General features: G+C 39.4%; 8 protein-coding genes. 3 read left to right on the top strand and 5 right to left on the bottom strand.

Annotated features, from left to right (window positions below; all coding sequences use genetic code 11):
- Positions 1-205 precede the first annotated feature (205 nt).
- Positions 206-883 carry a DUF4294 domain-containing protein gene (locus tag ACKGJN_RS15965; protein ID WP_409540559.1) on the bottom strand — a complete coding sequence of 226 codons (678 nt, stop codon included), beginning with the start codon at positions 881-883 and terminating at the stop codon, positions 206-208.
- A gap of 198 nt (positions 884-1,081) precedes the next feature.
- On the opposite strand from ACKGJN_RS15965, the gene ACKGJN_RS15960 reads away from it, so the two are divergent.
- The gene (locus tag ACKGJN_RS15960; protein ID WP_409540558.1) at positions 1,082-2,170 is read left to right on the top strand and encodes a M42 family metallopeptidase; all 1,089 of its coding nucleotides are present in this window, start codon (positions 1,082-1,084) and stop codon (positions 2,168-2,170) included.
- A 132-nt stretch (positions 2,171-2,302) separates the two neighbouring features.
- Positions 2,303-3,379 carry a DNA topoisomerase IB gene (locus ACKGJN_RS15955; protein WP_409540557.1) on the top strand — a complete coding sequence of 359 codons (1,077 nt, stop codon included), beginning with the start codon at positions 2,303-2,305 and terminating at the stop codon, positions 3,377-3,379.
- Between the two features lie 102 nt (positions 3,380-3,481).
- Here the strand turns inward: ACKGJN_RS15955 and ACKGJN_RS15950 are convergent, their stop codons facing one another.
- The 3 genes from ACKGJN_RS15950 to acs form a co-directional block, all read right to left on the bottom strand.
- The gene (locus tag ACKGJN_RS15950; RefSeq protein WP_409540556.1) at positions 3,482-4,957 is read right to left on the bottom strand and encodes a G-D-S-L family lipolytic protein; all 1,476 of its coding nucleotides are present in this window, start codon (positions 4,955-4,957) and stop codon (positions 3,482-3,484) included.
- A 45-nt stretch (positions 4,958-5,002) separates the two neighbouring features.
- Complete coding sequence (locus tag ACKGJN_RS15945; RefSeq protein ID WP_409540555.1) at positions 5,003-7,762, bottom strand: TonB-dependent receptor; 2,760 nt, start codon at positions 7,760-7,762, stop codon at positions 5,003-5,005.
- 223 nt (positions 7,763-7,985) lie between these two features.
- The gene (gene acs / locus ACKGJN_RS15940; protein WP_409540554.1) at positions 7,986-9,911 is read right to left on the bottom strand and encodes an acetate--CoA ligase; all 1,926 of its coding nucleotides are present in this window, start codon (positions 9,909-9,911) and stop codon (positions 7,986-7,988) included.
- 132 nt (positions 9,912-10,043) lie between these two features.
- Here acs and ACKGJN_RS15935 point away from each other — a divergent pair, with 132 nt between their 5' ends.
- The gene (locus ACKGJN_RS15935; protein WP_409540553.1) at positions 10,044-10,814 is read left to right on the top strand and encodes a glycoside hydrolase family 16 protein; all 771 of its coding nucleotides are present in this window, start codon (positions 10,044-10,046) and stop codon (positions 10,812-10,814) included.
- 6 nt (positions 10,815-10,820) lie between these two features.
- On the opposite strand, the gene ACKGJN_RS15930 is transcribed toward ACKGJN_RS15935, so the two are convergent.
- Entirely contained in the window at positions 10,821-11,777 is a 957-nt protein-coding gene (locus tag ACKGJN_RS15930) for a phosphoribosylaminoimidazolesuccinocarboxamide synthase (protein WP_409540552.1), read from the bottom strand.
- Between the last annotated feature and the right edge of the window lie 112 nt (positions 11,778-11,889).

The following is an 11,889-nucleotide window of genomic DNA, read 5'->3' as shown; positions in this document are numbered from 1 at the left end:
ATTTTAACCACAGCTTAACACAATGAACACCTGCAGATTAGATTCTGAATTTTTTTTATTACACTGGAAATCCTTCAAAAAAAAAGGATTTTCAGCAAAAAATGCCTTAAGGGGCAAGAAAGTGCTTAAAAAAGCACCAACGCTTTTTTAATTTCAGGCCCAAAACCGGGGTCGAACACCAGGGAGAAAAGAAATCATGACCGAATTATTTTAAGTTAATGACAGTCCATTTGTTGGTAAGATCGGTAAAATTGAAATCCAGGGCACTTGGCTGGGGTTCCAGAATTTTTGACTGGAAAGAACGCTGAAGAATATCCTCTATAAGATAGTCTTCCTGATTGCTCTCAGGATGATATTCTTCCTTGAGTGAAATTTCAAATAAGCTGGCTGTAGTATTATACCAGAAAGCCCGCCATCCGCTCTTCAGGTTTTTTATCAACTCAAAAGTGGTAATTCCGGTTTGCCTATGAACAAGTTTTACCAGGATCTGACCTTCTGTATGAGTGAGTTTTTTAAGTTCTGCGGCGAATTCTTCTTCTATATAATCCTGTACTATCTTGGTGTATCTCTTTTGATCCCTTTTCGTCTTGATTTGATCTAACCTGGAATTGAGCGTAAGCAATCGCTCGGAAGCAAGTTTGGCATAAGGATACACTTTCCTGGTTTTTCGTCTTAAAATTAAATAGCGCCTTCTATCCTCATCGGAGTTAAATTTTAATTTGCTTAAAATAAGCACTTCATCCAAATCAATGGATTCCCGCATTATAGTATCTCCCACGACGATGAAATACTGCTTATCAATAGTATCCTGAACAGGCTCTTTTGTTTGACCGGCTACGTTAAAAAAGATAAGCAACATTATATAAGTGAAATATCGATTCAAAGCAATATGATTTTTTATTTTGTCTATTATAAACTAAAACCATTCCAAATTTACAATTATTGGCCTTGTTCTGCTTTTAATTCTTCTTAAATTCGTGCAAATATTTTTGTCATATTTAATTGTGATTCTTAATAACGAGGCTTACTTTTTTTTATTTCAGAACTAAACCATTTATATCACATTTAAAATTATAGATAAATGAAAGAAATTGAACTACTCGATGAAAAATCGATAACATTTTTAGAGAAATACCTCAACAATGCCTCCCCTACCGGCTATGAATGGGAAGGCCAGAAGATTTGGATGGATTACTTAAAACCCTACGTAGATGAATTTATAACAGATACCTATGGAACTGCAGTTGGAGTTATCAACCCAAAGGCTGAATTTAAGGTAGTTATAGAAGGACATGCCGATGAGATTTCCTGGTATGTGAATTATATTACCGATGATGGATTGATCTATGTAATAAGAAATGGCGGAAGCGATCATCAAATAGCAGCTTCCAAAAGAGTTAACATTCATACAAAAAAAGGGATTGTAAAAGGGGTTTTTGGATGGCCGGCAATTCATACCCGCGATAAAGAAAAGGAACAGGCACCAAAAATGGACAATATTTGTATCGATGTTGGATGCAGCAATAAAGATGAAGTTCTTGAACTTGGGGTTCATGTAGGCTGCGTGATCACGTATCCCGATGAATTTTTTATTCTGAATGGGAATAAATATGTTTGCCGGGGATTAGACAACCGAATGGGTGGTTTTATGATCTCTCAGGTAGCTCGTCTTCTGAAAGAAAATAAGAAGAAACTGCCATTCGGACTCTACATCACAAATTCTGTTCAGGAAGAAATAGGCTTGAGAGGGGCCGAAATGATCACCCAGCGTATTAAACCAAATGTGGCCATTGTGACAGATGTTACTCATGACACCACAACCCCAATGATAGAAAAGAAAACCAATGGGTATGCGAAAATTGGTGAAGGTCCCGTAATTTCCTATGCTCCGGCAATTCAGAATAAATTAAGGGAGTTATTGATAGAAACCGCAGAGAAGAATGAAATTCCATTTCAACGGGCCGCTTCTTCCAGAGCTACCGGAACAGATACGGACGCTTTTGCTTACAGCAACGGCGGAGTAGCATCGGCGCTAATCTCATTACCCCTTAGATATATGCATACCACTGTGGAAATGGTTCATAAAACAGATGTTGAGAATGTTATCCGATTGATTTACGAAAGTTTACTTAATATAAAAGAAGGAGAAACTTTTAGTTACTTCGATTAACACTATAAATCTCCATAAATTTAAAGCTCTTTTCCCTTCTGCGGAAAAGAGCTTTTTGATTTTATAAGGACAACTTTCACAATTTTTTATAGATACATTATTGCTTTTACATTTATCTTTCCCAAAAAAGCGATGACCTTAACTACGGAAGATGTTGATATTATTCTCGAAAACCCCGTAGAAGCCATTGATATAGCCAACCTGGAATATACTTCAGAACATCAGTTATCCATTGAGCGAAAAAAAGTTGGCAGGGGCTATTCCTACAGGGAAAAAGATGAAAAAATATCCGATCCTGAAATCCTTGACCGAATAAAAAAACTGGTTATTCCTCCAGGCTGGAAGAATGTCTTTATTTGCAAAGTGGCTAAAGGTCACCTTCAGGCTATTGGCAGGGACGATAAAAATCGCAAGCAATATATTTATCACCCGTTCTGGTCCAAGATCAGAAATCAAACCAAGTTCTTCAAAATGACATCCTTCGGAAAAACTTTGCCTAAAATAAGGAAACGGGTTGAAGAAGACCTGGACCAGCCAGAAATGAACAGAAAAAAAGTTCACGCCCTTATTATCCGATTGCTGGAAGAAACCCATATTAGAATTGGCAATGCGTATTACGCTAAAACAAATAAAACCTATGGCCTTTCCACGTTGAGGACAAGGCACGTGAAAATAGTGAAGAATAAGATGATGTTTGAGTTTACCGGGAAAAAAGGAAAGGCACATTCCATTTCCCTAAAAAACAAAAAACTGGTGAAACTGGTCAATCAATGCGAGGAGATCCCAGGCTGGGAATTATTCAAATTTTACGATGAAAACGGGGTAAAACAAACCATAGACAGCGGGATGATAAATGAGTATATTCACAAAATTAGTGGAAAACAGTTCTCTGCCAAAGATTTTAGGACCTGGTCTGCCTCTAAAATATTTTTTGAAACCCTTTATAAATTGGGGTATACCCATGATGAAAAGGAGAATAAAAAGAACATTCTCGCTGCCTTTGACGCAGCTGCAAATGGCCTTGGCAACACCCGCAGTGTCTGCAAGGAATATTATGTGCATCCCACAATTGTTGAAAATTATGAGAACGGTGAGATACAGTCTTTTTTTAAGAAGATTAGATCTAACACCGATAAGAATTATGCCTCCCTTTCAGGTTCAGAAAAAGTATTGCTGAAAATGATAGGAGATTATGAGATCAGTATCTAGCCAGGTAGTAATTCTTTCATGCTTAACCTTCAGGTATTCAAAAAAATTAAAATCCCATTCCGTTTACGAAATGGGATTTTTGATAATTAGAACTATTGCTTCTTACATATCTTTCGGATAGACCGTGGTATACCCCGAAGCTTTCACCGGCGGAAGATTAGATCCATATTTAGCGTTTATAGCTTCAAGGAATTTATTGGCAAGATACGCATATCCCCTCGCTGTTGGATGAATCCCATCCAGGGAGAAGGCCCCTCCAAAAACAAGGTTGGCATTCAGTGAATATTCGTCAAAAGTGACTCCGGTAGCTGCCACCTGGTTTAAAATAGCATTAACATCTACAAATGCAAATTGGTGTTCCTCTGCTAATGATTTAATGGTTTGATTAAATAAAGTGGTTGCTGCAAGAACTTCGGCTTGTTCCTCCGGGGTCAATACCCATTTGTCCTCCAGAGGAACAGAAACGCCGTTAATGAACTGAGGATTTCCTTCCACCGCCGTGCCAATAAAGGTAGAAGCGGTAAAAACAATAAGATCCTGGGCAGTTGCATGCCTGTATGATGGGATATCATAGTCGGTAAGATCAGTTAAGCTTTCATCTACAATCACAACCGCATTTTGCCCTGCTGCAAAAGAGATAGTTCTTTTAGCTGCTTCTTCGGTAGTGATAAGGTTATTTTGGGCAGCAAATTGAAGCCCTCCGTTATATGGTGCATAGGCTTGGTTTACCGCTCCTGCCGTAGCGGCATCAAGTGGAACCGGATTATGAGGAACCGTTGTAAAATAAGGAATGGTCAACACATTTGGGATATTTGCAATCACCCCGCCCGCCCCGGTTGCCTTTAATGCGGCTACAATTAAGGAATAAGCACCTTTAAAAACCTCAGGGTCTGTGATGTCATCGTTCCCATAAGTTCCTGGGTTATCGTTTCCCGCCTGGTTAACACCTGTGCCGCCATTTATTGCATATACAAGAACATCATTACTTCCTATCCATAAAGAAAAGAAGGTAGGATCCTGGGCGATTGCATCTTCAAGGATAGAAGCAGTGTTGCTGCTTGCAAACCTTGCAAAATAAGGATTTGCCTGAAATGTTGCCACCCCGGCTACATTCCCATATCCTTCAGCCAATAAATGAAAACTCTTGGCCCCGGGAACACCCATATTATTAAAGGGGCCTGTAAGACGGTTTGTAACCTCGGTAGTTGGGGTGGCATTAAGCCTTGCCGGGGCACTCACATTAAAAAAAAGTCTTGGTGCTTCAATTACAGTACCTCCATACAGAAGGCCTCCTATATTATCTGATGTTAACGGCTGTACAAATTCTCCACCTCCTGCCAGCTTGAATTGCTGTGCAAGGATATTAGGGAGCGAATTTAACTGGCCCGCTTTAAATAATGCTCCATCCGTATACCCTGATGTAAGAGTATTTCCTATGGCTACATAGGTTGAAAAATCGGCCGATCCGGAAGTATATTCAACCGGTTCTACAATTATCCCATTATCATCATCTGAACTACAACTTACCACCGCTCCCGCAAGGAGTAGTAGTAACCATTTATATTTAGTAAATTTCATATGTCTGTTTTTTATATTTTTTAATACCATTAAAATCGATTCCTGCTAAAGATTATTAAAGATCAGGGAAACGTAATATTGTTGTCCAATTAAACCAGTCCCGTAGGCGGTGAAATAATCTTTACCTCCAATATTGGTTGCACCGGCTTTGATCATAGATTTCCAGGATGGGATCTTATAATTCACCTGGGCATCTACCACGGCGATTGATGGTACAAACCCATCGGCAAAAGTTGCCTGCCAGAAATAAGAATCGCTCCAGCGATAATTAATATTAAATCCAATATTTTCGTACACCTCCGAATTTCCGAAAGAAAGTTTCACCTTATGTTTTGGTGTATTAAATGCTGTTCTGAAATCGGGTGCGGTAGACTGGTCAAAATCCTGTTCAGCAAAAGTATAGTTCCCTTCAAGATCATAATTTCCAAAAACTTTAGAGCTCAACCCAATGGAAGCTCCAAAGGATTTAACCTCTGCAGGAGAATTGGTATAGGTTTGATAGGCCTTAAAATCTCCCTGCTGTAATGCAAGAAGGGAAAGGGAATTATCTCCTACTGTTCCATATAAAGGTACCAGAACCGTTTCATTGGAAATGAAATCCTGATATTCATTGAAATATGCGTTAAGATCTACAATCACTCTTCCTGCGCGACCGCGATAACCCACTTCATACGCAGTAACCTGTTCCGGTTTTACTATTTCCACATTTGCTGCAGCAGGTGCACCCCTTTGAACGGAATTAAGAGAAAAAGCATTTTCATAAGCCGCTCTACCTGTAATGGTAGCAGTTGGGCTTCCGGTTACAGTGGATCCCATTCCGCTAAGAGGAAATGTTCTGCTATCTCTGTCAAGATTAGATTCAGCCGATCCTACCAGGATAGCACGCCCTGCATCAAGGCCTATAAAAAGATCCTGGGTGGTAGGGTATCTGAAACCGGTTTGAACCGATGCTCTCAAATTATGACTCCTGGAAGCACCAGCAGTATAAGCAGCCGAGATCCTTGGAGAAAAATTCCCTTCAAAAAGTTCAGATTTGTCATATCGTAAAGAGCCGGTTAGCTTTAATCTTTCTTCTAAAAATTTCTTCTGAATCTGAGTGTATACTCCATATTCCTTATATGAAATAGGACCATCAAAATCTGTAAAGATGGTTCCGAAGGAATTTAAACGGTATTCCCTGAAAGAACCTCCTACCTGGATCTCGGCTATATCGGGCGTTAAATGGGTAAGGTTATAATTGGCATCAACGTGTCTTAACTGTGAGGCATCCTGAAACTGCGATCCTGTTGCAAGATCTGGATCTGTAGTCACCTTGTCAAAGGCAGTCTGGAACTCGGGAGTTCCGGGAAGGAATCTGCCAGTATCCGCCTGTTGTCTTGCAAGGGCATGTGCCTGGTCCGGACCAAGCCCTCCAAGGGTACTCTGGATAAAAGCACCTGCATATTCCCCAAACCATTGCTGGTCAGATTTCCATAATCTGTTGATGTTGATTGCAGTAAAACGGGTATCATAGGAATCTCCTGCATCTTCATCTGTAATATAAGCTCTTATAAAGAAGTTGGCATTTTGAATCTCTAATTTATGTTGTTGTAAAAAGAAATCCTTGATAGAATATCTGTTTGCCCCCTGGTAAATAGTGGTTCCTAAACCTACTTTACCAACATAGCTTATTTCAAAATCATCGGCAAATGGGCGGTAGTGTATAGCTGCATCAAGTTTTATGCTTTCAGCATTATAATCGGTCAATGCGGTTTCGGCATAGCCTGTACGGCTTACGGCAGAGTTAGGCAGCAGGTTCTCCGCTCCTGCAGGTATTCTTTCTAATTGCGCCAAAGTCTGGCCTACCCCGCGTATGTTGGCAGAAACCTCATCACCGTAAATGTTCAATCCGTCATAATTTGGATGAGAACGATCTCTTCCCGGATTTAAAACATCTTCCTCACTTACTGCATACCAGTCGGTTCCCTTTAAATAAGAAAAGTTGACTTTGGCGGCAAATTTATCAGAAAATTTATGGGCTACACGAACCCCAAGATCGTAAAAGGCATTGGTACCGGCGGCATCCTGAGAAGTTAGCCCCTGCTTATAGTATGCGCTTATCCCGGGAAAATCGAACGGATTTTTACTTGTCATAAAGAGTATCCCGTTGAAAGCATTTGCCCCGTATAAGGCAGAGGAAGCACCGGGTAATAATTCAACATTGTGAACATCCAGCTCTGTCATCCCCAATAGGTTCCCCAACACAAAGTTTAGGGCGGGTGAAGAGTTGTCCATACCATCTACCAACTGTACAAAACGAGTGTTTGCAAAGGTGGCAAAACCCCTTGTGTTAACCGACTGGAATGTCAAACTATTTGTATTCACGTCTACTCCTTTCAGGTTTTCCAAACCACCATAAAAAGAAGCCGCCGTAGTATTTTTAATTTGAGCCAGCCCGTATCTTTCCACTGTTACCGGCGATTCAAAGATCCTTTCCGGAGTTCGAGAGGCAGAGATAACGATCTCATCCAGCGAAGTACCTTCTGAAAGCCTTATATCAATAACCTGATTATTGGAAGAAACATCCATAGTTTGGGATTCATAACCAACGCTACTAAATAAGATTTTAAAGGGCGGATTTTGATTTACCGTTAGGGAATATTTACCATCATAGTCGGTAATTGTGCCAGATGAAGTTCCAAGCACCGAAACATTTACTCCTAAAATAGGAACATTATCCGTATCAACAACAACTCCTGAAATGGTAGATTGTGAATAGGATATAATAGAAAAGAGAAAAAACAATAAAGCTACAGGGATTTTCATAATTCGTTTTATTGGTTACACCACACCAATATAACTATTTATAAATAATTAACTTAAATTAACAGTTGTTTTTTACTTCTTCAAAATAATAATTTGTATATCCATTACTAAAAGTGACAAGTCTTAAGGAGCGCAGTCGGGAAATTTTTGTTTGACCCTTCGACTGTGCTCAGGGGGACAAAAACTGTTTTTAGGTTTCTAAACGGATAAGTATAAATAATAATTATAAATTTTTAGAATCCTGTATTATACTATCCACAACTTCCGGATTTAACAATGTAGAGGTATCTCCCAAATTTGAAGTATCATTCGAAGCTATTTTTCTTAGGATTCTTCTCATGATCTTACCGCTTCTCGTTTTTGGAAGGCTGCTCACAAATTGAATTTTATCGGGTTTCGCGATGGGTCCAATAATTTTTGAAACCTCCTTTTTTATTTCCTCTTTTAAATCATCAGAAGGTTCAGTATTATCATATAAGATCACATAGGCATATAATGCATTTCCTTTAACATCGTGGGGATACCCAACCACAGCACTTTCTGCTACTTTGGGATGTTCATTTATAGCATTTTCAATTGGAGCAGTTCCAAGGTTATGGCCAGAAACAATTACAACATCATCTACCCTTCCGGTTATTCTGTAATTACCTGTTGCATCCCTGTATGCACCATCTCCTGTAAAATACATGTTCTTATAAGCAGAAAAATATACCTGCTTAAACCGCTCGTGGTCCCCATAAATTGTTCGCGCCATCGAGGGCCATGGAAACTTAATAGCAAGGTTGCCTTCAGCTTTTTCGTGCACATTGGTAATTTCTTCAGAATTCTCATCCATTAAGGCGGGCTGTACCCCGGGTAAAGGAAGCGTTGCAAAAGTTGGCCTGGTAGGTGTGATTCCGGCAAGTGGAGAGATCATAATAGCACCTGTTTCGGTTTGCCACCAGGTATCTACAATGGGACAATTTCCCTTGCCAATATTATCATTATACCAGTGCCAGGCTTCTTCATTGATAGGTTCTCCCACAGATCCTAAAACTTTTAAGGAGGATAGATCATGTTTTTCAACCAAACTTATAGGGTGCTTTGCAAGCGATCTTATAGCAGTAGGTGCCGTATAAAAATGAGTGACTTTTAATTTTTCGATAATTTCCCAAAACCTGCCAGAATCGGGAAAACTTGGTATTCCCTCAAACATCACCGTAGTTGCGCCTGCAGCCAGGGGTCCATAAATAATATAAGAATGGCCCGTAATCCAGCCAATATCTGCAGTGCACCAGTACACATCAGAAGCATTCGAACCTTCGGCATTGTATTGAAAAACATTAGCAAATGTATAAGAAGTCCCAACCATATATCCACCTGTGGTATGCACCATGCCTTTGGGCCTGCCTGTAGATCCGGAAGTATATAATATAAAGAGAAGGTCTTCTGCATCCATTTCTTGTGCAGGGCAATCCTTTTCGGCTTTTTGAAGTTCATCAAACCAGAATTTGTCACGGCCTTCTTGCATAGGGGTAGTTTCTACAGTTCTCCTGTAAACTATAACCGTTTCTATAGAGGGAGTGTTTTCCAGAGCTTCATCACAAATATCTTTTAGGTTAACAGGTTTCGTGCCTCTATACACCTGATTTGCGGTAATAAGCATTTTACAATTGGAATCATTGATCCTGTTTGCGATTGCTGTACTTGAAAAACCGGCAAATACAATGGAATGTACCGCACCAATTCTGGCACAAGCCAGCATTGCAATTGCCAATTCCGGAATCATTGGCATATACATACAAACCCTGTCCCCTTTTTTTATCCCGTTATTCTTCAAAACATTGGCAAAATGAGAAACCTTTACAAACAATTGCCTGTAGGAAATGTATCTGGATTCTTCATCCGGATCATTAGGCTCCCAAATAATTGCTGTTTTATTCCCAATGGTCTCCAGGTGGCGATCCAGGCAATTTTCAGTAATATTGAGTTTCCCACCCTGAAACCATTTTATTTCAGGCTTGGTAAAATCCCATTCCAGGGTTTTATCCCATTTCTTTTTCCAAAGAAATTCTCCTGCAATTTTATCCCAAAATTCCTCTGGCTTTTCAACACTTTCTTTATACGCTTTCTTATATTCGGCAAAAGTTTTTATTTGTATGTTTTTCATTCTATAAATTTATATAAAGCAAAACCGATTAGCAAAAAAAGCTGATGGTTAAATTCCTTTTTTTTGAACAAAAAACACCTAATTCCAGCCTTGGTATAATTTTCGCCCTGTAACCGTTTAAATTTCCAGTTGATGCACTTATTTCAAATTATTATTTTCCTTATAATTCCCGCAATGCTTTCCTCTCAAAAATACGAACTCGAATGGTCTGAAGAGTTTAACGGATCCCAATTAAATACTGAAATATGGAATTTCGAAAAAGGCCTTGCCAAAAACAACGAAGCGCAGTTTTACACAGGAAGGACCAAAAATGCACGTATTGAAAACGGAAACCTCATTCTTGAAGCTTATAAAGAGGATTATGAAAATGCTGATTATACCTCCGGCAGAATAAACACTTTGCATAAAAAACATTTCAAATATGGCCGGATCGAAGTTCGGGCAAAACTTCCCGAAGGACACGGTACCTGGCCGGCTATATGGATGCTCGGTATAAATCATCATACAGACGGGTTTCCTGCCTGCGGAGAAATAGACATTATGGAGCATGTGGGAAAGGCTCCCGAAGAGGTTAACGGAACGATTCACTATCCGGAAACCGATAATATTAAAATGAATTCGGCATCCCAGGGTTTTTTATTGCCGCCTTCCCAGGATGGGTTTCATACTTATAGTATAGAATGGGACGGTGCTCAAATAAATTTCTTTGTAGACGATATAAAGTATCATCAATTTGAGGTTGATGATGCAAACCGGCAGAAAAGAAAAAACATCTTCAGAAAACCATTTTATTTGGTCCTTAACCTGGCACTGGGAGGAAAATGGGCCGGAGAAATAGATGATACCATTTTCCCGGCCCGCTTTTATGTGGATTATGTGCGCTACTTTAAGCTTAAAAAGTAAAAGTATCTAAGATTGCGATCTCAAATAGTCGATTACATTTTTCTCAATTCGGTCTTCTATATTTTTAACATCGGCTTTAATAAAAGGTGTGCCGGTAATATTTTCATATAATTCAATGTATCGCTCTGAAACAGTTTGAATATAATCATCGCTCATCACAGGTGTTTTTTGACCTTCCAGGCCTTGAAATCCTTGCTCTATAAGCCATTGTCTTACAAACTCCTTGGAAAGCTGTTTTTGGGTTTCTCCCTTTTCCTGACGTTCCTTATAACCTTCGGCATAAAAATACCTTGAAGAATCCGGGGTATGGATTTCATCTATCAGCACAATTTTTCCTTGCGGGGTTTTCCCGAATTCATATTTTGTATCCACCAATATCAATCCTCTTGAGGCTGCGATTTCTGTTCCCCTTTCAAATAGTTTCCTGGTATAATCTTCCAAAATACCATAATCAGATTCAGAAACTATTCCGCGTTCTAAAATATGCTCTCTGGAAATGTCTTCATCATGATCCCCCATTTCAGCCTTGGTCGCAGGAGTGATAATCGGTTCCGGAAATTTATCGTTTTCCTTCATTCCTTCTGGCATACGAACCCCACACAACATCCTTTTTCCCAGTTTATATTCCCTGGCTGCGTGTCCGGACATATATCCACGGATGACCATTTCAACTTTAAAAGGCTCGCATTTTATTCCTACTGCCACATTTGGATCTGGAGCTGCCTTTAGCCAATTGGGGACAATGTCTTTGGTTTCATCCATCATTTTGGTAGCGATCTGGTTAAGGATTTGTCCTTTAAATGGAATTCCCTTTGGCATCACCACATCAAAAGCAGATAACCTGTCGGTTGCGATCATAACCAGCACATCATTTTCCAGCTCATATACCTCTCTTACTTTCCCTTTATAAACCGATTTTTGTCCGGGAAAATTAAAATTGGTATCTGTAATAGTATTCTTCATTTTTATAATATTTTTTTCAGTAATGTCCCACAAAGAATCAAGATCGTTCCGCCTTTGGCGTAACTGCAAGAATCAAGAACAAAGACTTGTTTTAATTTAACTGATAAACATT

Origin of the sequence: Gillisia xinjiangensis, from assembly GCF_046298265.1 — a bacterium.
Taxonomy (GTDB): Bacteria; Bacteroidota; Bacteroidia; order Flavobacteriales; family Flavobacteriaceae; genus Gillisia; species Gillisia xinjiangensis.
This window is presented reverse-complemented; position numbering and strand designations above follow the sequence as displayed.

Coding starts and splice junctions, on each gene's coding strand:
- ACKGJN_RS15955 (WP_409540557.1), top strand. CDS start 2,303: ATGACCTTAACTACGGAAGATGTTGATATTATTCTCGAAAACCCCGTA.
- ACKGJN_RS15935 (WP_409540553.1), top strand. CDS start 10,044: ATGCACTTATTTCAAATTATTATTTTCCTTATAATTCCCGCAATGCTT.
- acs (WP_409540554.1), bottom strand. CDS start 9,911: ATGAAAAACATACAAATAAAAACTTTTGCCGAATATAAGAAAGCGTAT.
- ACKGJN_RS15930 (WP_409540552.1), bottom strand. CDS start 11,777: ATGAAGAATACTATTACAGATACCAATTTTAATTTTCCCGGACAAAAA.
- ACKGJN_RS15945 (WP_409540555.1), bottom strand. CDS start 7,762: ATGAAAATCCCTGTAGCTTTATTGTTTTTTCTCTTTTCTATTATATCC.
- ACKGJN_RS15960 (WP_409540558.1), top strand. CDS start 1,082: ATGAAAGAAATTGAACTACTCGATGAAAAATCGATAACATTTTTAGAG.
- ACKGJN_RS15950 (WP_409540556.1), bottom strand. CDS start 4,957: ATGAAATTTACTAAATATAAATGGTTACTACTACTCCTTGCGGGAGCG.